The sequence below is a fragment of the Kordia sp. E genome (assembly GCF_056033805.1).
The window spans coordinates 1,140,246-1,164,071 of sequence record NZ_JBRASR010000002.1; the positions used below are offsets into that span (position 1 = coordinate 1,140,246).

24 protein-coding genes are annotated in these 23,826 nt (G+C 32.0%); 12 read left to right on the top strand and 12 right to left on the bottom strand.

All coding sequences use genetic code 11. The features are described 5' to 3' along the window. The first annotated feature begins 8 nt into the window (after positions 1–8). The 3 genes from ACUUYC_RS08120 to ACUUYC_RS08130 are packed head-to-tail and all read left to right on the top strand — an operon-like array spanning position 9 to position 2,954. Positions 9–923 (top strand): tetratricopeptide repeat protein, encoded by a 915-nt coding sequence (locus ACUUYC_RS08120; protein WP_474265173.1) that lies wholly within the window; start codon positions 9–11, stop codon positions 921–923. Positions 924–951: 28 nt separating this feature from the next. Further along, a complete protein-coding gene (gene lolB1, locus ACUUYC_RS08125; RefSeq protein WP_474265175.1) occupies positions 952–1,722 on the top strand; it encodes a lipoprotein insertase outer membrane protein LolB1 in 771 nt (256 codons plus the stop codon). Continuing rightward, complete coding sequence (locus ACUUYC_RS08130; protein WP_474265176.1) at positions 1,722–2,954, top strand: murein hydrolase activator EnvC family protein; 1,233 nt, start codon at positions 1,722–1,724, stop codon at positions 2,952–2,954. Before lolB1 ends, ACUUYC_RS08130 begins: the two co-directional genes overlap by 1 nt. A 123-nt stretch (positions 2,955–3,077) precedes the next feature. Here the strand turns inward: ACUUYC_RS08130 and ACUUYC_RS08135 are convergent, their stop codons facing one another. From ACUUYC_RS08135 to ACUUYC_RS08155, 5 genes are read right to left on the bottom strand one after another with little or no spacing between them, the layout of a single operon-like run. Continuing rightward, positions 3,078–3,431 (bottom strand): DUF6686 family protein, encoded by a 354-nt coding sequence (locus tag ACUUYC_RS08135; protein WP_474265177.1) that lies wholly within the window; start codon positions 3,429–3,431, stop codon positions 3,078–3,080. 17 nt (positions 3,432–3,448) lie between these two features. Further along, complete coding sequence (locus ACUUYC_RS08140; RefSeq protein ID WP_474265178.1) at positions 3,449–5,650, bottom strand: PepSY domain-containing protein; 2,202 nt, start codon at positions 5,648–5,650, stop codon at positions 3,449–3,451. A gap of 13 nt (positions 5,651–5,663) precedes the next feature. Further along, entirely contained in the window at positions 5,664–6,158 is a 495-nt protein-coding gene (locus tag ACUUYC_RS08145; protein ID WP_474265179.1) for a DUF2271 domain-containing protein, read from the bottom strand. Positions 6,159–6,160: 2 nt separating this feature from the next. Then, positions 6,161–7,660 carry an ankyrin repeat domain-containing protein gene (locus tag ACUUYC_RS08150; RefSeq protein WP_474265181.1) on the bottom strand — a complete coding sequence of 500 codons (1,500 nt, stop codon included), beginning with the start codon at positions 7,658–7,660 and terminating at the stop codon, positions 6,161–6,163. 3 nt (positions 7,661–7,663) lie between these two features. Further along, a complete protein-coding gene (locus ACUUYC_RS08155) occupies positions 7,664–8,569 on the bottom strand; it encodes a DUF6607 family protein (RefSeq protein ID WP_474265182.1) in 906 nt (301 codons plus the stop codon). 103 nt (positions 8,570–8,672) lie between these two features. Here ACUUYC_RS08155 and ACUUYC_RS08160 point away from each other — a divergent pair, with 103 nt between their 5' ends. From ACUUYC_RS08160 to ACUUYC_RS08170, 3 genes are read left to right on the top strand one after another with little or no spacing between them, the layout of a single operon-like run. Further along, a complete protein-coding gene (locus ACUUYC_RS08160) occupies positions 8,673–10,820 on the top strand; it encodes a TonB-dependent receptor plug domain-containing protein (RefSeq protein ID WP_474265183.1) in 2,148 nt (715 codons plus the stop codon). 3 nt (positions 10,821–10,823) lie between these two features. Next, a complete protein-coding gene (locus tag ACUUYC_RS08165) occupies positions 10,824–12,218 on the top strand; it encodes an HmuY family protein (protein ID WP_474265184.1) in 1,395 nt (464 codons plus the stop codon). Between the two features lie 35 nt (positions 12,219–12,253). Further along, positions 12,254–13,510, top strand: coding sequence for a T9SS type A sorting domain-containing protein (locus ACUUYC_RS08170; protein WP_474265185.1), 1,257 nt, complete (start codon positions 12,254–12,256; stop codon positions 13,508–13,510). A gap of 73 nt (positions 13,511–13,583) precedes the next feature. On the opposite strand, the gene ACUUYC_RS08175 is transcribed toward ACUUYC_RS08170, so the two are convergent. The 5 genes from ACUUYC_RS08175 to ACUUYC_RS08195 all read right to left on the bottom strand — a co-directional run bounded on the left by ACUUYC_RS08175 (position 13,584) and on the right by ACUUYC_RS08195 (position 16,921). After that, on the bottom strand, positions 13,584–14,093 hold the full coding sequence (locus ACUUYC_RS08175; protein WP_474266365.1) for an acyl-CoA thioesterase: 510 nt from the start codon (positions 14,091–14,093) through the stop codon (positions 13,584–13,586). 98 nt (positions 14,094–14,191) lie between these two features. After that, on the bottom strand, positions 14,192–14,608 hold the full coding sequence (locus tag ACUUYC_RS08180) for a hypothetical protein (RefSeq protein ID WP_474266381.1): 417 nt from the start codon (positions 14,606–14,608) through the stop codon (positions 14,192–14,194). Further along, positions 14,605–15,042, bottom strand: a complete 438-nt coding sequence (locus ACUUYC_RS08185) for a hypothetical protein (protein WP_474265186.1) — start codon at positions 15,040–15,042, stop codon at positions 14,605–14,607. The genes ACUUYC_RS08180 and ACUUYC_RS08185 overlap by 4 nt, the downstream gene beginning before the upstream one ends. A 2-nt stretch (positions 15,043–15,044) precedes the next feature. After that, entirely contained in the window at positions 15,045–15,851 is an 807-nt protein-coding gene (locus ACUUYC_RS08190) for an RNA polymerase sigma factor (protein ID WP_474265187.1), read from the bottom strand. Between the two features lie 122 nt (positions 15,852–15,973). Further along, on the bottom strand, positions 15,974–16,921 hold the full coding sequence (locus ACUUYC_RS08195) for an HU domain-containing protein (protein ID WP_474265188.1): 948 nt from the start codon (positions 16,919–16,921) through the stop codon (positions 15,974–15,976). A 101-nt stretch (positions 16,922–17,022) separates the two neighbouring features. Between ACUUYC_RS08195 and dprA the strand changes: the two genes are divergently transcribed. The 4 genes from dprA (at position 17,023) to ACUUYC_RS08215 (ending at position 20,338) form a co-directional block, all read left to right on the top strand. Continuing rightward, positions 17,023–18,129, top strand: a complete 1,107-nt coding sequence (gene dprA, locus ACUUYC_RS08200; RefSeq protein WP_474265189.1) for a DNA-processing protein DprA — start codon at positions 17,023–17,025, stop codon at positions 18,127–18,129. Between the two features lie 10 nt (positions 18,130–18,139). After that, positions 18,140–18,676 carry a Crp/Fnr family transcriptional regulator gene (locus ACUUYC_RS08205; RefSeq protein WP_474265190.1) on the top strand — a complete coding sequence of 179 codons (537 nt, stop codon included), beginning with the start codon at positions 18,140–18,142 and terminating at the stop codon, positions 18,674–18,676. A gap of 53 nt (positions 18,677–18,729) precedes the next feature. Continuing rightward, positions 18,730–19,299: a DinB family protein gene (locus ACUUYC_RS08210; RefSeq protein WP_474265191.1), complete on the top strand. Its 570-nt coding sequence runs from the start codon at positions 18,730–18,732 to the stop codon at positions 19,297–19,299. A 97-nt stretch (positions 19,300–19,396) separates the two neighbouring features. Continuing rightward, positions 19,397–20,338 carry a C1 family peptidase gene (locus tag ACUUYC_RS08215; RefSeq protein ID WP_474265192.1) on the top strand — a complete coding sequence of 314 codons (942 nt, stop codon included), beginning with the start codon at positions 19,397–19,399 and terminating at the stop codon, positions 20,336–20,338. Between the two features lie 35 nt (positions 20,339–20,373). On the opposite strand, the gene ACUUYC_RS08220 is transcribed toward ACUUYC_RS08215, so the two are convergent. Both ACUUYC_RS08220 and ACUUYC_RS08225 read right to left on the bottom strand, forming a co-directional pair. Next, a complete protein-coding gene (locus ACUUYC_RS08220) occupies positions 20,374–21,048 on the bottom strand; it encodes a LytR/AlgR family response regulator transcription factor (RefSeq protein WP_474265193.1) in 675 nt (224 codons plus the stop codon). A gap of 9 nt (positions 21,049–21,057) precedes the next feature. Further along, the gene (locus tag ACUUYC_RS08225) at positions 21,058–22,077 is read right to left on the bottom strand and encodes a sensor histidine kinase (RefSeq protein ID WP_474265194.1); all 1,020 of its coding nucleotides are present in this window, start codon (positions 22,075–22,077) and stop codon (positions 21,058–21,060) included. A gap of 234 nt (positions 22,078–22,311) precedes the next feature. Between ACUUYC_RS08225 and ACUUYC_RS08230 the strand changes: the two genes are divergently transcribed. After that, a complete protein-coding gene (locus ACUUYC_RS08230; RefSeq protein WP_474265195.1) occupies positions 22,312–23,031 on the top strand; it encodes a hypothetical protein in 720 nt (239 codons plus the stop codon). Between the two features lie 5 nt (positions 23,032–23,036). After that, positions 23,037–23,768: a M23 family metallopeptidase gene (locus ACUUYC_RS08235; protein WP_474265196.1), complete on the top strand. Its 732-nt coding sequence runs from the start codon at positions 23,037–23,039 to the stop codon at positions 23,766–23,768. The last annotated feature ends 58 nt before the right edge of the window (positions 23,769–23,826 follow it).

A 23,826-nucleotide genomic window follows, 5' to 3' on the forward strand; every position in this document is an offset into this window, starting at 1 on the left:
AAAAATACATGTACATATTTATACTCTCAGGAATGTTATTTACAATTCCTGAGGTTGTACATGCACAAGAAGAAGAAAGTGCAGAAATTTCGTTAGAAGAAAACATTGACGAATTTCAAGAACACTTCTTTGAAGCACTCAAACAACGTGGTATTGAAAACTATGACAGAGCAATTGATGAGTTGCTAAAATGTAAAAAAATTGACGATAACGCAAGTATTGCTTTTGAATTAGGAAAAAATTACTATTCTCAAAAAGATTACGATAATGCGAAAGAATCATTTGAAAGTGCAGTGACTAAAAAACCGCAAAATCAATGGTATCTTCTAGGATTATTCAATACACAACTAAAGCTAAATGAACGTGATGACGCGTTAGCAACGGGAAAAAAAATCATCTATCTCAATCCGAAATTCAGAGAAGATGTTGCAAAAGTTCATATTGGTAAACAGGAATACAAAAAGGCGTTAAAACAATTAGAAAAGCTTCAAAAAGAAGCAGGCTTAACACCAACAGCAGCGCGCATGAAGGAAATGTTGGAAAAAAGAATGGAAAAAAAGAGGCCTTCTAAAAAAGTTGATGATATAATTAGTCAAACGCCAAAACCAAGAGTAAGAGGCGATGGGAAAATTTTAGATCAAATTAAAGATGCCTTGCAAACTAAATCATATCTAGCTGCAAATCGACTTGCAACAAAGGGTTTAAGCGACTTTCCATCGCAACCAAAACTCTATTTATACAATGCAAAGGCATTAAATGCGTTAAAAGAATATAAGAGTGCGATAGAAATGCTCGAAATTGGGTTGGATTATATTATTGATAATGCGCCGCTGGAAAAAGAATTCTATCAAGCATTTGTAGTTGCGTATAAAAAAATAGGCAATTCCAAAAAGGAAAAATACTATCAAAAAAAGATACAATAACGTTTACGCGTATACTAAATTCAAACACTTGAAAAACGGAATTCAAATAAGTATTGCAAGTTTATTATTACTGTTTTTAATTGGATGTAAATCTACTAAGACAGTTACTTCTGCTGGTGAAGTGGCGAACTTGTCTACCAAAAATATCATCAAAAATCATTACAGAAACGAATTGAAATTCAAAACTATTCGTGGAAAAATAAAAGTGAGATTTAACGATGGAAAAAAGGAAGAAAGTTTCACGCTGAGTTTACGCATGAAAAAAGATGAAGCCATTTGGTTAAGTGCTACACTATCATTAGTAAAAGTATACATTACACCAACAAAAGTGAGTTTCTACAACAAACTCGATAATACATACTTTGAAGGTGATTTTACGCTATTAAGTAATTTCTTGGGAACAGAACTTGATTTTCAAAAAGTGCAAAATTTATTAATTGGAAATGCGTTATACGATCTAAAGAAAGAACGATTTGATTCGAAAATAGAAGAAAAAACATATGCGTTAACACCAAAACGTGACTTTGAATTATTCAAACGATTATTCACATTAGATGCATTTCATTTTAAAGTAAAAGAAGAACGTTTAGAGCAATCAGCAGAACAGCGTTTACTGACAATTCAATATCCAGAATATCAAGAAATAACAGGGCAGGTTTTTCCAAAAAATGTTAAAATAAAAGCGGAAGAAGTAAATAAAGAAACTACAATTTTTGTAGAATATAAAAAAGTTACGTTCAACGAAAAAGTGCGTTTCCCGTTTAAAATCCCAAGTGGATATAAAGAAATAAAAATTTAGTGAAGTCCTTATTTAGCATACAAAATTCCAAAAAAATCATTGTACTCTTACTGTTATTGGTAAGTAGTATTGGTTTTGCACAAGACAAAAAGAAAGAGTTGGAAGCAACGCGTTTGCGACTCATGAAAGAAATAAGTTTGATCAATAAATTGATTCGAAAAACGAATTCGAAAACAAAATTTATTGTGGATGATGTACAAAGCATCAATCATAAAATCCGCGTCAAAAGAGACTTGATCAAAGTGATGAATCAGCAAACAAACTTGTTGACAAATCAAATCAATTCAAACATCAAAAAGATTGGGCAATTACGAAGCGATTTAACGAAGCTTAAAAAAGATTATGCAGCAATGATTCGCAAGTCATACAAAAGCAAATCTGAGCAAAGCAGACTTATGTTTTTACTTTCGTCAGAAAGCTTTTTGCAAGCATACAAACGTGTGCAATACATGAAGCAGTATACAGATTATCGTAAGAAGCAAGGTGAAGCTATTGCAGCGCGTACGCAAGAATTACAACAGCTAAACACAACTTACGCTGCACAAAAAAAGGAAAAAGAAGCATTAATTACAGGCAATCGAAAAATTCAAAAAGAACTAGAAGGCGAGAAAAAAATTCAGAGCGAAATGCTAGCTACGTTACGAAAAGACAAAGACAAATATGCTGGTCAAGTCAAAAAGAAACGCCAACAAGCAGATGAAATTGACCGTCAAATAGAAAAACTCATTCGTGATGCCATTGCAAAATCGAACAAAAAAGCAGGTAAAAAAACAACGAATAAAACCTTTGCATTAACGCCAGAAGCCAAAGCAATTGGAAACAGCTTTGCGGCAAACAAAGGAAAACACATTTGGCCAGTTGCAGAAGGAACAAAAACAGAAGGATATGGTAAACATCGTGATTTACTAAACCCGAACGTAACCATTGAAAATAACGGTATTGTATTGGCAACGAATCAAAATGCCAAAGCGCGCGCAGTTTACAAAGGAAAAGTAACACATATATTTGGAGTAAAAGGCGGAAACAAAGGTGTTATGATTTCGCATGGTAGTTATATTACAGCGTATTACAACCTTAAAAATGTAAGCGTAAGTGTTGGTGATAAAGTTAGTACAAAACAAAACATTGGAACTGTTGATACTGATGAAAGTACAGGCAAAACAAAACTTAAATTCTTCGTTTTCAAAAACACAACACGTTTAAATCCAGAAAGTTGGTTGTATAGAATGTAATACGTAAAATGGATTAATTTAGCTGGATTAGAAATAAAATTTAGTGAAACCTAAAAAAAAATTAGACACAAAATAGAATTGCGTTTTTAGTGAGCATACCTAAAATGCTTCTCAAAGAAAAAACTAATTAATAATTAACGTATAATCAATTTGAGAAACATCGAGTAGTGGTTTTTTATGACTTTCTTTATTAAAAAATAACGCTATTAATTCATCAATCTCATGTCGATTAAACATCAGAATTAAATTATTTTGTGTTGTTGGAATCGGAATTTTACGCTTAATTTTTACACAAGCATATTTGTGTTCCCAATACGCAACATCAATCGTTGCTAAGTATTCTCTAAACTCCTTAAATTGTTGTTCTGTAAATTCAAGATAAACGTTTGCAAACTCTAAATGATACATCTTACAGGTTTTGCAAAAAGTTAAAACATTACCATTTACCTGATTAATTGTTGTTAATGAACTACACATACATTTTCTTTTTAAAATTAATAACAATCCATTTTTATTTGTTCCCTATTTTTAAAATCACTCAATGGAAGATTCAATTTTGATCTTGAAATTGTATCCAAAATATCCAACACTTGATTTTGCATAGCAACTCCACCACAAATCATAAGTACGCCTTCATTTTGCAATACATTTGCAATAAAATCAGCTTGCTCAGAAATTAATTCCTGGACATACTTTTTATTTGTTGATTCTTGAGAATATGCAATATGCATGCTTGTCAATTGATTTGTTTCAAAACCTTTATCAATAACATCCTTATAGATTTTTAAAGAAGTTTGTGTACGAGTTCCCCAAAATAAATGTAGTTTCTTTTGTTGCTGATTTTCGTTAATCATTCCTAAAAATGGACCAATTCCTGTTCCGTTTGCAATCATGACAACTTCATTTGCATACCTTGGAAAATGAAAATCACGGTTCTGTTTTACAATTGCTTTCACTTCGGCATTTTTATGTAGTTGACTCAAATAAGAAGAGCAAATTCCAAAATCATGTTTTTTTATACTTAACGTAATAGTATTGTCTACTTTTCCAATTGAATACAAGCGTTCTACAAAATCGTTTTCAGGATAAAATGATAATAAATCACCTGATTGAAACTTTATTTTTTTTCTTGGTTTAAAACGAATCAAAAAAGTATCATCTTCATTCAAATTAGAACGTTCAACCACAGAAAATAGCTGTTGTTTTTTTAGATTGATCTTAGGTTGAGGTTTTTCAATCTCAATTGAAATATTTGTATGTAAACTCCATTGTTTAGACCAATCTTGGAAAGCAGTAAATGATTGATTGTTTATTTTAAACAATGATATTGTAGGAATGAAATTCGGATGTTTTTGTAGCAAAGAATCTACTACGAAAGCATATTTGCAAAAATCAGGATATAGTAACGAACCAAAACCGACTACAGCAAAATTAATGGTGTTTTTAGAAGATGTATTTTTTAATAAATTCTCAAAACTCTTCGCATTATTTGGTGCTTCACCTTCACCGTACGTTGATGTAAATACAATCAAATGTTTGCCGTTTTTATAGGTTGAATATGTATTTAGTGAAGCAATAAATGCAGTATTTCCATTCGCGAGAAGCGCATTATAAAACAGGGTCGCAAAACCATATGTGCTTCCTGTTTCTGAACCTACTAAAATGATAAACTCGGCAATATCTTTATCATGAATATTTTTTGGAATCAACCGTTTCTTTGTGCGTTCTAGCGTCATTTTAAACCCTGAATACATAAAGAAAAGAAGTGCAAAACATGCTAATAATAAAACGAGCGACCATAAAATACTTCCTTGTCCTGTGTGCAATACTAAACTCCATTCGGAAGCAATAGCTACCCAAGGAAGTTGATATGAGCTCAATATTTCTCCTGTATATTGATGAACCTGTACTTCTTGATCTTTTAGTTTTACTAAAAAATAATCTTCTACAGCTTCTGAAAATGGAAATTCAATATTTTTAAGATTTGCTAACGAAATTTCTTGAAAAAATTCAAAATCAGATAATTTTACTTTTTCAGGAATTGTCTCAGAAAACTCAATTGCTTGATGCGAGACCTTATAAGATGGTAACAATGAAAATTTTTCTAAGGATAAATACACGCCTGTAAGCGTAATAATAAGCAACGGGATTAGCATAATTCTTCCCAATTGAATATGGTAATATTGTTGAAAATTTTCGTTGATTACTTTTGAGAAAAAACGTTTAATTCCACCTTGCCTTTTTGCAATTAAGAAGATTCCAGTAATGGCAATAAGAAACAGTAAAAAAGACACAAAACCTACGATAAAACGCCCTGTACTTTTCAAAAACAACGAACGATGAAGGTTTGTAGCAAACTTAAAAATGGGCGCTTTCTCTATAATATTTCCAAGTTTTTTTCCTGTAATTGGATCCATATAAAATGTATCACTTTCACCTTCTTTTGTAATTACGGAAGCAATGACAAAATTATCATTCGTCACATTTATTTCAATAACTTCATCATAGTTGTTTTGTAAAACGGTAATGGTATTTGCTATAGATATTTCTTCTAAATTTTCCACAGCATACGGTTCTAGCTGATTTGAAATAGGTTCAAATGCTAAAATAATTCCCGTAAGGGAAGCGATTACTATAAAAAGGGCAGAAGATATAGCCAACAATAAGTGGCTATATCTCCAGATAGAAATTGTCATTACGTCGTTACATTTATTGTGGAATCATACGGATATAACGAATAAATCCTTTTCCTTCAACTTTACTTTTTACGGTTTCAGAAGTCAATTCAAATTGAACATCATCGGCATAATATTCCTGGTCTTCTACAGCAGTTTCAAAACGGATTTTATAACCTGCATCAATTTTATCATCAGGAATTGCTACAACACTAACTTTTCGTTCGCCGCCGCTAATGGTTTCTCCAGAAATAGCATCAATATTTGAGCGTCTTTTGCCATAAAATTTCCACCATTCGCTAATATCAGAATACCATTCGTCATCGTTTCCTTGTACATACAAAGTTTCTAAATACGCTCCTTTTGTATCGAGTAATGAAATCACTACATATGCTCCTTCGCCTGAATAATTCTTCATTTGAATCATGCATTTGTATTTTGAACTTTTTGTAATCGTGCTAAAACTCATTAATGTAAAAACAGACAGCACACAAACGATAGTTGCAATTATAATTGTTGATTTTTTCATGATTATCTTAAAAAATTGATATTGATTTTTTCTTTTTGTAAAATTTCATTCTCTTGGGCCAAATCAAATACACTTTCGTCAAAGGCTGTTTTTTGTGACTTATCAGCTCCAATAGAAAGTAAATATTTTAAAATTGTAGTATTCTTAGCTTTCATTGCCGCCATATGTAATGGAGAAATCCCTTCTTTATTTTTCTGATTTACGTCAATATCTAATGAATATGCATACTTAACTAGTGAAAGATTATTGCTATCTAATGCTAAATGAAATAATGTATTTCCGTTACGTTGTGGTGTTGAAAAATTGAATCCTTTACTTTTTAAAAGTGCTAGCTTTTGATTAAATTGTTCCTGTTTCTTAGGATTGAAATTCTTCAATAGATAATAACTAAGATTATTATTTTCTTTGTCTAAAACATCAATGCTTGCGCCTTTGTTTAATAAAAACGCTACAACCTCAGGAGAATTACGATGAACAGCATTTGTCAAAGCAGATTTTCCCTCTTTATTTTTATGATTGATATCGTTTACATATTCAGATAAATACGTAACAATTCCTTCGGTATTTCTGTATGAAGCATTTAAAAAAGGTGTATTTCCTTCATCATTAACCTGATTTACATCAACACCTTCGGCAACAAAATATTTAAAAACGGCAACATCTTCCGATTTATACGCTAATGAATGCAATGGAGTTTCTCCAGATTTTGTAGTGATATTTGCATCAATTCCTAGAGAAACCAAATACTTAAAGGTTTTCAATGTATTTACTTTTCTGCGCAAACCACGACTTGCAAAAATGATGGCATTTTCATCTTTTTTGCTCAATGTTTTATAGTTCACTTTTTCTTTAATCAAACGTTTCATCAATGGAATGTTTCCAGCTTTTGCAGCATAATTGAAGATTCCATTTCCATTATTGTCTGTACTTTTTAGTGATATTCCTTTGGAGATAAAATACTCAATAATGGTAAAATCTTTTGCAAATGGTGCCACTAACAGCAATACATTTGCGCCATCATTATTGGTTTCCGTTGTTAAATTTGCGCCATGTTTAAGGCAAAAATCATATAGTTTTGTATTTACTTGACCTGTAACTGCGGCAAAGTTTGCTACAGAATATCCATGACTATCAATAACATTTGTATTCGCACCTTTTTTCACTAAAAACTGCATCATTTCCAGATTATCTCTGTAGGCTGCCCAAAAAATATACGTTCTTCCATCATGTGTCAACTTATTGACATCATTTCCTTTTTTAGAAAGTAAATACTTTATAGTTTGATTGTCTGTTTTTTCAATAAGCGCCATAGAAACAGCGTCAAACATATTGCTGTCTAGTTCGGAAATATCGTTTCCATCTGCTATTTTTTTATCGATATCCAAAATGGTTGGATTTGTTTTCCAATATGCTCTACTTAGAAATTCGTTTGTTTTTTGCGCATGCGCAAATCCTACAGTATAGAAAGCAATGCTTAGAATAATTAATTGTAGTTTTTTCATAACTTATTTCTTTACAAAAGATTCAATAACTGCATTAATTTCCTCTTCTTTTGTCATTTCCTCAGCAAATAAATGCTTGTACAATGCTTTGTTGTCAACTTTCGCTTCTAATGATAAGTTGGTATCTCTTCCGTAAACTTCATTCCACTTTTTACGAACTGTCGCCCATTTTCCTTGATGTTTTTTCCACCAATCGGAAGCGCCTTTACAGCGGCTATCAGCAACTTTTTTATACACATTATATCCTTTTTCACTAGCGATGATTACATCTGTTTTTCCTTCTTCGCGAACTACTTTTAAATTATCTTGATCGTGAACCCAGCCATTATCTGTAATTTCATGTCTATTCCCACGAACGGTTACATTATAATCACTACGTTTTGTGTATTCACGTCTTGGTAATGGAGCATCTGTAGTATTTTCCCAGTAACTTTTTCCATCTACATGAACCCAAGTTCCTGAACCTTCATAACGTGGACTATCATCTACCTGAAATACTTTTTGTGTCCATTGTTTCTTTACATCTGATCTTGATTTGTTCTTATAAGTCCAATTATTATCTCCATTGTACATGTAAAAATCGTTGTTTTCATACAACCAATCTTGTCGCCAATGTTTTACGATATAGGGTTTTGCAGGATTTCCAACTTGCAATAAATGCTGAATAGAAATTTTGTTTTTTTCATCAACTATGAGTTGTGCCCATTCCAAACCTTTGTCTGTTTTTGTTGTTGAAGGTTTGTACAAAGAATCGTTGCTGTATTGGAAAGTTTCAGCAAAATTGAAGGTAACTTCAAAACATCCGCACATTTCTTTAATAGCATTTCTATCTTGTTTTTTTTTGCTTTGTGCCTTTGTATTACTAATAAATACAAGGGTTAAAACGAATAGTACTGTGATTTTTTTCATTTTAATAATTGATTTGTGTTAACAGAAAAATAATTTAAAATTTTATTATACTTATTTAGATTGAATTAAAATAACTTATATATTTGCGACAAATTTAATTGGAATGAGTCTAAATAAAAATAATTTATGCATTATTTTTTCACTTTTTTTAATGAACTCTGTGTTTGGTCAGAAAAAACAAGCAACAGTAAAAGATTCTACGAAAGTTGAAAAATTAGAAACAGTTGTGATTACAGGGCAACACAATCCGCAGTCTGTAAAAAAGTCTGTTTTTGAAGTAAAAGTGATTGGTAGAAAAGAAATTAAGCAACGAGCGGCAAATAACTTGGCCGATTTATTAAATCAATCGTTGAATATTAATATCATTCCGAATGCATCTACAGGAAAATCAGGAGTAAGTCTGTTTGGATTGGATTCACAGTATTTTAAAATATTGGTAGATAATGTTCCCGTAATTAATGAAGAAGGTGTTGGGAATAACACAGATTTAACGCTGATTAATTTGGATGATATTCAACAAATTGAAATTGTTGAAGGCTCTATGGGCGTACAATACGGAGCAAATGCAGTTTCTGGAGTAATCAATATTATTACTAAAAAATCAGCTGCTCAAAAAACCAGGATACGCGCATATATTCAAGAAGAAACAGTTGGTGATGAGTATGAATGGTTTGACAAAGGAAGGCATATTCAATCTGTGAAAATTGGACATAATTTTACTGAAGAATTGTTTGGAAACGTTACGTATACACGAAATGATTTTGGAGGTTTTTGGGATAATCGAGAAGGTGAAGTGTATGATAGAAATGATGGATTGCGTGGGCATGTATGGTTGCCAAAAGAACAGCATAATGCCAAATTACTATTGAACTATAAAAAAGAAAACTTCAATGTTTTCTATAAGTTTGATTACTTCAACGAAAATATTGACCGATTCAATGCTATTGTAAACTTAAATGAAAATCCAGCAACAAGTACAAGTGATCCGCTTGCTTTGGATGAAGTATATACAAATGAACGTATTATTCATCATTTAAACAGTAATGGAAAGCTAGGAAAACAAGTAAATTTCAATGTTTCATTATCATATCAAGAACAAACAAAAGAGTTAGAAACATATACATACCGTATTCGTCATGATGAAAAATTGAATGTCCAAAAAGGAGAATATTTATCAAGATCAGCACTTTTTTCACGTGGAACATTTAGCAATCTGATTCAAACAGAAAAATTTAACCTGCAAGCTGGTTATGAATTTACAAATGAAAAAGGTTCGGGTTCACCGTTAGCCATTACGATTGATCCTGCTGAAAATAATGTTTCACAGCGTTTGAACAATTATGACTTTTTTGCTTCCTCAGAAATTACACTTTCTGATCGTTTCTCCGTACGACCAGGCGCGCGCGTTTCATTTACCAACTTATTTGACAATCAATATGTATTCTCTCTAAGTTCAAAATACATTTTTAAAGACGATTGGGAATTGCGTGGAATCGTTGGTTCATCAAATAGAACGCCAAGTTACGATGAATTGTTTACCTATTTTGTAGATGTAAACCACAATGTACAAGGAAATCCAAGCTTAAATCCTGAACGTGGTTTGTCTGCTTTCTTGCATTTAAAAAAACGCTTTTGGCTCACAAATGAAGCGATACAATTAAAACATAAAATCAGTCTGGCATATTTAGATGTAAAAGACCGTATTGAATTGATTGTTGTAGAACAAAGTCCGTTGGCTTTTCAATATAATAATATTGATTCCTATAAATCGATTGGTGTATTTTTTGAAAACACATTAAAATACAAGAAACTACAGGTACAACTTGGCTTTTCAATTTTAGGAGTTTCTAAAGTGTTGGATAGTAATACAAGTTCAAACGATGATTTTCTATACAATTTTCAAGTAAATAGCAATATAAACTATAGTATTCCAAAATGGAATTCAACGTTTTCTCTGTATTTCAAACATCTTGGAAAGCAATATCAATTTGTTGAAAAAACCAATGCTGCAGGAAATCAAGAATTCGTGCGCGGAACTACAGATGCGTATAGCTGGCTAGAGGCTACGGTAAAGAAATCATTCTTCAAAAATAAAATAGAAACGACGTTCGGTGTTCGAAACCTGTTAGACGTAACCAATGTGAATACAACGGCTGTTGAAGGCGGCGCACACAATGGACCGCCAACAAATTTATTGATAGGATACGGACGATCTTACTTTTTAAAATTAGCATACAACCTAAATCTATAAATCATGAAGACGAAATTGAAACAATTTTTATTGGTAGCATTTACAATTTTTATAAGTGCCTGTAGTGATGATGATAATTTACAAAGCGATCCGTTTGTAGTAGCTTTTGAAAGTCTATCAAAAAACTTACAAGACATTGGAAATCAAGAATCAATTCCATTGGTGTATTCGGAAACAGCACTGCAAAATGGTTCTGTTACGATACAAATAGCACCAACAAATGCAGCATATGGACAAGATTTTACGACGATTCCTGCAGCAGTAAATAACATGATAGAATTGTCAATTGTATCTGGTGAAATTCAGAATGAAATTGTATTCAATAAGCTCAATAATACACTTGATGAAACAACGTTGATCAATTTTATGATTTCATCTGTAAATTACGATAATGCAATTATTCAAGGTAATACAGAATTTATAATTAATGCAGCAGCAGCTTTAGGTGGAAGTATTACGCCTGAACTTGGTGGGCCAAATGAAGGAAATCAAGTATTTGTTGATTTAAGTAGTCAAAGTACAACCTTAGCGCAACGTGATTCATGGGATTTAGGGTTTTACAATGGTTCCGAATTTAGAGTTACGATTAATAGTTCTATTTACATGGCTACAAAACAATTAACAGCAACTGATATTGATGCTGTAACACCAGCTAGTGTAGCCAGTTTGCAACCACAAGTAGCAGTTGGAACTTTTGATCCTGCAAATGCAGCATATGTTGATGCACCAAACGGAAACATTTTGGAAACTGCCATCAATGAAATTTCTACGAATGATGCTGACAATAAAGTGTATTTAGTGAATTTAGGTTATGAGGTTGGAACTGCTACACCAACTACAGGAAGTGTTGCCGTTGCTGGAGATCAAAGAGGTTGGAAGAAAATACGAATCCTTCAAAATGGAGATGACTATGTATTACAATACGCCAATTTAGACGATACTTCGCATCAAGAAATTATCATTTCAAAAAATACAGATTTCAATTTTAGTCATTTTAGTTTCAATACAAATAATCTAGTCAATGTTGAACCTAAAAAAGACAAATGGGATATCAGTTTTACGGTATTGACGAATATTTTGCCTGGTGCAGGAAGTTATGGTTTTTCAGACTTTGTCATACATAATAGAAAAGGAGGAGCAGTTTCCTATGAAGTAGATACAAGTGATGTAACGTATGACGATTTTACCTTATCAAATCTAGCGGAAGCTAATTTTTCTCAAGATCAAACAACCATTGGAAGCAATTGGCGCGATGTATTTTCAGGAACAGCACGTACTGATCGTTTTTACATCATTAAAGATTCAAACGGAAATATATACAAGTTAAAATTCTTGGCATTAACCAATCAAAATGGAGAACGCGGTTATCCAGAATTTGAATATCAATTAGTACAATAAAAACAACAATCATCACACATTAAAATTCAATTACAATGAAAACAAAATTACAATTAGTATGCTTTCTATTCATAAGTTTTATGATGATGCATGCACAAGAAATTACTGTAAATACAAGCATGGGCGCAGGTTATACAAACCAAGTATTTTACAAAGTAAGCACAGAAACAGCGACAACATTTGCTGCAAACTCTTGGGATATTGCTTTTTTAAGAGAAAGTAATTTAAACCAAGCAATTCGCGTAAATGGTGGAATCGGAATTGAAGTTTTTGAAGCTTCAAATACTGCAAGCGATTGGAATACAATTGACATTGCTAACGAAAGTAACTGGACACAATTATACAACAGTGATACTGATTGGAATAATGGCGCTTTTATGAAAGGTTCTAACAATGCGCCACCTTTTGGTTTTGGTTGGGGAAGTTATAATCCAGTAACGCACCACATTACTGGAAGCATCATTTTTGTATTAAAGTATGCAGATGGAACGTATAGAAAATTGATTATTGAAGATTATTTCGGGTCTTATACCTTTAAATATAGTACTTGGACTGGAAGTGCTTGGAATGCAGATCAAACTGCTACAGTAGCCAATTCGGGCAATCCAACGAACAAATACAATTACTATTCGTTCACTACAAATGCAGAAGTTATTGCAGAACCTGCAACAACTGATTGGGATTTTGTATTTACACGTTATTATACCGAAGTAGCGCCAAATACACAGTATTTAGTGACTGGAGTTTTGCACAGTAGTGAAGTTACAGTAGCCCAAAATGAAGAAGTAGGAGGAATGCCAACAAATCCAAGTTTAACATATTCAACAGATATAAATATTATAGGATATGATTGGAAATCCTTTACAGGAACTGGTTTTAGCGTAAATTCTGATCGTGCTTTCTATGTAAAATATGCAGATGATACAGTGTACAGAATATACTTTTCAGCATTTTCAGGAAGTGGATCAGGTGATATTACATTCAATCAAGAAGATGTTACTAGTTCTTTGAGTGTTGCTGAGGTTGCTGATGGTGTTTCTTTCGGAATTTATCCAAATCCTTCATTAGATAAAAAAGTAAATCTTTTATATGATGTAGCGAAATTAAGTGGAAATAAAAACGAAGTTTCTATCTATACAACAGCTGGTCAAAAAGTGTTTGAAACAACATTAAATAACAACGCAGGTTTTTACAATAAAGAAATTGACTTGTCATCACTTGATGCAGGATTGTATGTATTACAATTCAATTCGGGCGACTATAGTGTGACTAAAAAAATAGTTTTGAGATAAGTAAAGTTCTCGAAGGTGTAATTTGAAAGGCAGGCAACCTCTTTATTGTAAAGAGGTTGCTTTTTTATTTCTATTAGCCAAATAATGCTTTCAATTCTGTTGCATCATCTGGTTTCATTTTTCCGGCTAATACCAAACTCAATTGTCGTCTACGTAAAGCGCCTTCAAAACGTTCTTTTTCTAACTTAGTTTCTGGAACTAATTCAGGAATACGAACAGGTCTTCCCGTGTCATCAACGGCAACAAATGTATAAATAGCTTCGTTTGCTTTATCGCGCAATCCAGATTCACGATCTTCAATCCAAACATCAATATAAATCTCCATAGAAGACTTAAAAGCTCTCGAAATATTAGCTTCTACAGTAACTACGCTTCCAACTGGAATAGAACGATTAAACGCCACGTGATTTACTGAAGCGGTTACTACAATTCTTCTCGAATGTCTACGAGCTGCAATACTTGCTGCTCTGTCCATACGTGCTAACAATTCGCCACCAAATAAATTATTTAACGGATTTGTCTCACTTGGCAATACCAAGTCAGTCATAATTGTTGTCGATGATTTCGGATGTTTTGCTTCCATCATTAAATTTTTTGCAAAGTTACATAGATTCGTTTTCTAGGACGTTAAAAAATAGAATTAATTACAGAAACAATGGAAGTTTTACATACGTAAATTGACTAAAAAGAAAATAGCCTATCTGTATCAACATCAACTTTTATAGCACCAGATTTTGGATATAATAACTTGAATCCTTCATCTTCTAGTAAAGATGCTGAAAATTCATAGTTTTTTGATTTAATAACCAATTTGTTCGTACGAATTACACGCCAAAAAGGAACTTTATAATCGACAGTATCAATTGAATAATGTTCTGCAATTTTTTTCAGCGCATTTCCTGTTCGCATGGGACATGTTACATCGGTGTCAAAATCGTTTGCCAAACGTTTAGAGAGTGTATCTATTGTTGCAATAGATCCTTTAGGAACTGTCTTTACAAGTGCTGCAATGGTTTCTCTGGAAGGATGCAACATAGTGCCTTTTCCATAAAACTTCTCCATTTTGGATGGAATAATTACTATTTTAGAAGGAATCATTTTTCGTGTTTTTTATAAAGTTTAGAAGCTATCCAAGCACCTACAATCATTTCTAACCAACTTAATGGTAATGTTATCGAAAGCATATTCCATTCTGCCAATCCCATATTTGCTGTTGCAATCCAAAAAATCACGAAAATGGCTAACCATACTATAGTTCCTGATGCTAAAACGGAACGATTAGAATATCCAAAAACACGCGAGTACAACCAAAAGAAAAAAACAAGAATTGCTGTTAATAGCGTATCCCAAAATCCCCAAATAGCAAAAATAGATAGATCTATATCCGCAATACCTGATTTATGATCAAAAAATGATTGCGTACTAGGAACAACGAATATGAAATAACGGAAAATCTCTGAAATGTGAATCCAGATACTCGTTAATAAAGTGATGGTAATAAAATGTTTAAAGTTGAATTTTTTGAGGGTCATATTTAGGTGAATGTGATGGTTTGTTGTAATTTTTTAAAGATTGCTTTAGGCGCTTCAACCTTAGGGACAGAACGATAAATCTCAATAGACTTTTCTAGTTTATCTAGTCGTCCAATTAGGTCAATACTACGTTGTGAAAAACCTGCAAATCGTAAATCCTTTGAATTGATAATTTTTTGATCAATCAGAAAATCAATCTTTTTCTTGCAACGACAAGGATTTCTAGGATTTGCCAATCCACATTTATTATTTAAAAAGTTGCGAATTTTAGTTCTTGATCGTGATAGTTTCTTTCTGAAATTATCAGAAGTAATCTCCATAATTTCAGAACCTTCCACACTATTAAATTCAAGAATTTCCGACAATATATATACCATTCTATCAACAGGATTCAGGCAAAGTAGTAGACCTTGCGTGCAGCTTACCTTTACTTCTTCCTCTAACAGTGAGAGTTCGCCTTCATTGGAAGCATATTTTACCGTATTGGAATGTCCATTATCAATTAATTTTGCATATTCTTCAAAAGGCATTGCAAACTCTTTGGCTTTTTTATTTTTATAGGTTACTAAATAATTTGTTGCAACTCTATATACCCAGGTAGTAAACTTACTTTTGTAATTGTAGGTACTCAGATGTGTGATGACTTTGATGAGTATTTCTTGTGTAGCATCTTCAGCATCTTGTGGATAAAGCAACATTTTTAAGGATAAGTTGTAGATATAATCCTGAATGTTCAAAGCGATTGCTTCCAACGATTTTCTATCACCAGCATTTGCTTTTTGTACTAAAACTTCTAAAGTATCTTTCATATCTATTTATTTAGACACAGAAAAGATACAAAGTGTGACAACTTAAATAAAAAAACTATTTTGTATAACATAAAAAAGACCGCTATAAAAGCAGTCTTTTTAAATATATATTGTGATTGAATTTATTCAGTAACTAATAACCAAGCTTCTGGTGCTTCAGTTTGTTTAATTTTTAGTAAAGCTTCACTAGCTTCTTCACGCGTTGTAAAACTTGCATACGATACTTGGTGTAAACCATATTTATTTTGACCCAATAATTCAGCTTCAAAACCAGTAGCTTTTAATTGTGCAATTTTTGTATGTGCATTTTCTTCAATACGAAAAGCGCCTGCAACAACATGATAGTTTTTAATTTCTTTTGCTACTTGTAACGTAATAGAAGGCAACTCTACTGGATTGTTTCCAAAAAACGTAGCTTGTTGAATGTAATTATTAATAGATTCTTGTGCTTTTCCTTGTTCTACCAATTGTTGTTGTGATTGATATTGATTGAATCCAAACACACTTGCGCTAAAAATAATAGCAGCTGCGGCAGCATATTTCCATGTAAAACGGAAACCTTTGCGTTCTTCTGCTACAACTAACGGAATTACAGGTGTTTCTTCGACAAGAACTGATGTTGGAATTTCTTCTGCTATCGTTGGAATAACTCGGCTAATTTCAGAAGAAACAAACGAAGATAATCCAAAAGATGAAGTCAAATAATTTAAATGGTATGAAGGTTCAAACTGAATATTTCCTTCAGCACTCAATGATAAATCACCAATGTTTTCAAGCGAAATAACAGCTTCATTGTTGAGTTCTTCTTTCCAAGAAGCGACTTTCTTTTCTACCTTTTTTAATACACTTTCATATTCTTTTCCAGTAACATCAGCAATATGTCTTACGAGCAATCCGTCATTAGATGAAAGTTGCGCATTAAAAGATAACACTTTTGATGGTGGATAAAATGCATTGGTTGTATGATGTACTTGTGCTCCTTTTCGTTGCGTTAAAAACGCTCCAAAACCAGGAATAGTTACACATTCATATCTATATAAAAGGTCGCTTATGTATTTGTCTAATCTCATTAAAACAAAGTTAGGAAAAATATAAAGCGAATGAAATATAGACGAAACTTTTTATTAACATTAAAAATTGCACTAACTTTAGTTTTGAAAATCAAAGTTATATGAATTCTGAGCAGGAATTAGTGTACACATTGGCGCTTCAAAAAACAGCAAATATTGGCGATGTCATTGCAAAAAAACTCATCAAACATTGTGGAAGCGCGGAAGCTGTACTAAAAGAGAAGAAACAAAAATTACTCAAAATAGACGGAATTGGAACACATGTTTTAGCCAATATACATGATGCTAAAAATCTAAAATTGGCTGAAGCCGAATTGCAATTCATTCAAAAAGAAAATATACAAACACATTATTTTACGGATGAAACGTATCCGAAACGTTTGCAACATTGTGCGGATGGACCAATTTTACTATTCCAAAAAGGAAATGCAGATTTGAATGCTTCTAAAATGATTAGTATTGTTGGAACGCGAAAAGCAACAACATATGGAAGTAATTTTTGCGAAAAACTCATTGAAGAATTAGCCGTTTTACAACCGACCATTGTTTCAGGTTTTGCTTACGGAATTGATATTGTTGCGCAACGTGCAGCCGTTAAAAATAATATTCCAACGATTGGTTGTTTGGCACATGGTTTAAATCAGATATATCCAAAAGTACACAAACGATTTATGCCTGCTGTAGAAGAAAATGGTGGTTTTGTAACTGATTTTTGGAGTACTTCCAATCCTGATCGGGAAAATTTCTTAAAACGAAATCGATTAGTAGCCGGAATGACACAAGCAACTATTGTAATTGAATCTGCTGAAAAAGGTGGAAGTTTGGTAACGGCACATATTGCAAATTCATATAACAGAGACGTATTTGCCGTTCCGGGAAGAGTTGGCGATTTGCAAAGTATTGGTTGTAATAATTTGATAAAACAACAACGTGCGCACTTGCTCACATCAGCCGCCGATATTCTATATTTATTAGGTTGGAATTTGGACGAAGTAGTTAAAAAACCAATACAGAAACAATTATTCGTAGAACTCAATACAGAAGAACAATCCGTCTATTCATACTTGCAAAAACAAGGACAAACCATGTTAGATAGTATTGCGTTGGCATGTAAATTACCTATTCATAAAGTAGCGCCAGTTTTATTACAAATGGAAATGAAAGGTGTTGTGAAACCACTACCTGGAAAAATGTTTGAAGCGGTTTAAAAGAAATAATATGAATCCAATTTCAATAGTAGTTGATAAACTAAGCAACAATGATCTCTGGGAGAAAGAAATTACATTAGAACGTAATGAGTATTTAAAAGTTAAGGGAAGTATTGACACCAATATTTATTTAGTTATAAGTGGAAGCTTGCGTATTTTTGTAATTGATGAATATGAAGAACATACCATTCGATTTGGTTATCAAAACAATTTGATAGCTGCTTTAGATTCTTTTTTAAACGGGAAGCCTTCTGAATTTTATATTCAAGCACTTAAGAAAACAGTTGTAAAAGCAATAAGTAAAGAAAGCTATAGAAACTTTATTCAGGCATCTGACGAGAACAGAAGTTTATGGCTTTCTATATTAGAGAGTTTTGTATTGCAACAAATGGAAAGAGAACGTGATATTCTTACATCATCTCCTCTAGAAAGATATAAAAGAGTTTTGGAAAGAAGTCCTCAGTTATTTCAAGAAATTCCTAATAAATATATTGCTTCATATTTACGAATGACTCCTGAAACACTTTCGAGGATTAAAAAATCTTAATCTCAATCAATTTTTTTGGATCAAACGATGCCGAAATTTGTCAAAAAAAAATAATGGTATCTACATCAAAACAATTATTACAAGACTTGTTAGAGCTTACTCGTGAGAATATAAACACAGTTGAAAGCTTCAAAAAGCAACCAATCACATCTTTAAATTGGAAAGAAGAACCTGAAAGTTGGAGTGTTTTAGAATGTATAGAACACTTAAATCGGTATGGTGATTTTTATATTCCAGAAATTACACAGAAAATAGAAAATGCGAAACATGAAAATACAGAAGTATTCAAAAGTAATTGGCTTGGAAAATACTTTAGTAAATCGGTGGCTTATAAAGAGAATGTAAACAAAATGAAAACATTCAAATCAATGAATCCTGTACATTCTAAATTGAACATGCAAACACTTGAAAAATTCATTGTACATCAACATCAAATCATTGACGTATTGAATAAGGCAAAACGTGTGAATCTTGACAAAACTAAAACGGCTATTTCTATTTCAAAACTCATTAAACTAAAACTTGGTGATACTTTTAGAGTATTAATATTTCATAATGAGCGCCACGTAAAACAAGCTGAGAAAGTTTTGCAAATGACAACTGTTTCTGATGTTTTGAAATAATTTAAAACGCTATAGTTATTGATCTTTAGCGTGTTGTATTCGGAAGGTATTAAGTTTTTATGCTATCTTTAAAGTAGAAATAACGAATAGTAAACTTATGAAATCATTTTCTTTTTGCGTGTTACTTTTAAGTGTTCATTGTGTTTTTAGTCAAATACGACTTGAAAATCCTGATAAACTATGGAGTACCATTCATATTAGTGAACAAACTCCTGTAAAAAATCAAGGAAACGGAAATTCGTGTAGTGCATTTGGTGTTGCAGCAGCTTTGGAAACGTTGCCAAATATGCCAAAAGATATTAGCGAAAACTTTTTATACTCTGCACACAAGTATGAGCAACTAAATGCTAAAACAGGCGTTACAAGAGGTAATTTCTTAAAATCGTATATCATGTCTTTGCCAAAATATGGTATTCTTACTGAAGCAGAATTGCCATATCCTAAAATTGCTGCAGGGAAATGGAATGATGCTGATTCTGAAATTCTAAAAGCACTCAAAGAGTCTACTACTGGACCAGTTACTTTTTTGGCTAAATACAAATCACGAGCACGATATATAAACTTAGATTCGTATCAATATTTAGGATTTAAAGAAAGTAAAGATGTAAAATATTTAAAACAATTATTGGACAATGGTGTGAAAGCAATTCCAGTATCGTACGAATTGTATATTCCTGCATGGGAATCATTTTCAGCGGAAAAATACACGACTATTACACCTGATAAAGGATACGGAATTTTGATGAAAGATGGAAGTCTTGCAAAATATTCAGACATCAAAAAACAAATTCCAGATATCAACGACAGAATCAATAATAGATCGGCTACTTTAAATAAAATGGTGACGCCAACGGCAACATATAATCCGTATGGAGGTCATGTAGTTACTATTGTTGGATACGATACAAAAGGCTTTATTATTAAAAATTCGTGGGGAAGTGATTGGCGTTACTTTGGTTATGAACGTCTAAGTTATGATTATCATGAACTTTTTGCGTATGAAGCTTTAATTCTAAAAAAGGTAAGTTATAAAAGATAAGTCAACACAAACATATTGTACTACTATAGTGTAGCTTAAAAATTAGTTAAAACTATCTTTTTTAAACGAACACTTATTGGTATTTCATAATCGCCTATATAAATCGTATTCTCTATAATTGTATCTACTTTATATTTTGAGATTATATATGATTTATGTGTTTGAATAAAATGATCTTGAGGTAATAGGTCTTTAAAATTCTTTAGAGACATTTGTGTAATAATTGTCTTTTCTTGGGTAACCACTTTAATATAGTTTTGCATGGCTTGTGCAAATAAAATATCGTTTACATGTACTTTTTTAAGTTGTTTTTTACTTTTTAAGAATAGAACTTCATTATCACTTTTATAAAGATGATACTTATTGACTTTGTGAACTCCTTTCAAAAAACGTTCAAAAGAAATAGGCTTTACCAAATAATCTAAAACATTGTATTTAAAGCTCTCCAAAGCATATTCTTCGTATGCAGTAGTCATAATAATCGAAGGAGCATTTTTTAGTTTCTTTAACCAATCAATACCTGATACTAAAGGCATATGAATGTCTAAGAAAATTAAATCGATATGATGAGTTTCTAAACACTGATTTGCTTGCAATACATTTTTACATAAAGCAATGACATTTAGAAATGGAACTTCCATACAATAATCTGCAATGCCTTCTCTAGCTATTGGCTCATCATCGATAATTAAGCAGTTGAGTTGTTTCATGTATGGAATTTATAAACTAATAGAAAGGTGTATGATATGATTTTCTTTTTCTTTTTTAATATGTAGTTGGTGTGCATCTGGATATAACAATGATAATCGTTTTTGTACATTATGCAATCCTATACCGCCTATTTCATTTATCTCCGTTAATTCATCATAACTATTTAAAACCTCTAGGTAAAGCTTTTTTCCTATTTCTTCAATCTTAATTTTAATGATATTTGCATTACTGTCTATATGATTACTGCAATGTTTAAAAGCATTCTCAATAAAAGGAATCAATACTAAAGGAGCTATTTTCAATGTAGGATTTTCAGATTTGACCTCATACTGTAATTGAATATCCGAACCTCTACGAGTTTCTTCAATTTTGATATATTTCAATACATAATCTAATTCTTTTTCTAATAAAATGTGCGTATTACTTTCATACAACTGATATCTTAATAAACCAGAAAACTGAAGCAATGTTTCTTTTGCTAAAGCATTATTTTTACCAATTAAGTGGTACACATTATTGATGCCGTTAAATAAGAAATGAGGGTTTAATTGTGCTTTTAAATACTTCAATTCAGACTTGTAATTTTCTTCCAGAAGCCGTTGTTTTAATTTTTCAGATTTCCTAAGTTCTAGTTTAAGCGCATAATAAAAACCTGCAATTACATACACAATATGCACTGCTATGGTACTTGCAAAGCCAAAAAAATAAGGCTTTTGCATTGAATATATAGTATACACTATAGTGTCAAAATAAGACTCAAAAAGTGAAATGATAATGATACTAGCAATGGTTAGGATGTAAAAGTTCTTCTTTTTTTTATGTTGATATATTTTTGGATACAACCAAAAAACTTGTGCGTAAAACAAAACTGCGTTAAAAAATAAACCATAAGAATATGCATACGCAAGACTTCCATCAGAAGTAGAAAAACCTTCCCAATTAAAATCTGAATCAAGAGCAATAAACCAATAATTTACTATCCAAATGAATAGATGTCCTGCAATTAGTGATATTCTCGATGCATTCATGTTAAAAGATTTAACACAAAGTAACGTATAATTTATCTATTTAACATTCGCTTCAACGTTGATCCTCAGATACACAACGCTTGTCAAGTTATTATTTTTTAAGATATCTTTTTCTATTGTTTTGTGATGTAAAGTATAGGGTTTTATCAGTAAGAAAAAAACACATAACGAAAGAAATCGATACACTTTCGCTTAAATAATGAACTTAATTTTAATCAAATCATGATGTATTTTATGAATAACAAATTTCTCTTCTTCATTTCAATTTTTACACTTTCAATTTCAACGGTTTTTGCTCAAACAAAAACGGAACCTACGTCTAAAAAAAATAGTTTAGAATTTACTACAGGATACACGTTTGGAGCTTTAAAAAATTTAGATTTTGCGCCTGTTTCTCAGTACAATTACAATGGATTGAATTACCAATTACGATATACGCGTATCACTAAAAGAGAAAAGATATTTGAAGTGCAATTAGATTATTTGAAATCTGATTTAGCATCAAATGTAATTCCAGAACCTAATCCTCAATATTCAAAAATAGTATTGAATTTTTCGTCTTTGAAAAGAATATATAATAAAAATAAATTCACGATCCATTTAGGATTGCAATCGCAAACAAATGTATCGTCTTTTTATCAATGGAAACAGTACGATGTTCAACAAAAAATTGGAATCGCAGGACGCTTTGCGTTTCAAATAAATAAAAAACAGACACTATCGTCCAAATTAACAATTCCTGTTTTTATGTGGCGAACGTCTACGTTTGAAGAAAATGCGTATTCATTAGGCAGGTACCAAAGTGTTTTGTGGAATACTGCATATACATATGCACTCTCTAAACATTTTGATTTGAAAGCTACGTATAACTTCAATTATGATAGAATTCAAATTTCAAGTGCATACAGAGAACTACAACATCAAATCAATTTAGGAATTAACTATAAATTTTAATCAATATGAAACATATAAAATCATTGACGTATATTTTGTTTTTAGGGCTGAATTTCCTCTCAATATCATGTGCAGACATTTTAATGGGAGATCAAGGTGCGCTAGATGAAGATATTTATGCCAACTATCAAACAATTACAGATTTAGAATTACCTTTTGAAGAAGAATGGTATGTATTTAATGGTGGAAAAACACACAGAGAAGGAGCACATCATTTCACCACACGCGGCGGAGGAGAACGATATGCTATTGATTTTGTAATTGTAGTAGACACGCAATTAGATACAGGTATCTTAAGAAAAATACATGCTGGAGATGGACGCGCAAATGAAGATCACTATTGTTTTGATAAACGTTTAAATGCACCTGGAGATGGCAAAGTAATTGAGATTAAAAATACGATTGAAGATAACCTACCTGGCAACATAAACAGAGATCAACCTGGCGGTAACTATATCATTATAGATCATTTAAATGGTGAAACTTCCATACTAGCACATTTGAAAAAAGGTTCAATTATAGTTGCTGTAGGTGATACTGTTGTCAAAGGTCAAGAAATAGGACGCGCTGGAAATAGCGGAGCTTCTGATGCTCCACATTTACACTATCAATTGGAAGGTACATCGGGCGATTTAGGTGGATTGGGACTTCCTGCGCAATTTCTCAATTATTATAAAGGTGATATTCTAGTAGATCGCGGAGAACCTGTTAGAAATCAAAAAGTTAGAAAAAATTGAAAAGTGTATTTGCAATGTCCTAAGTAACAATCATTGGGTTAGATCGTCTTAGTTATAA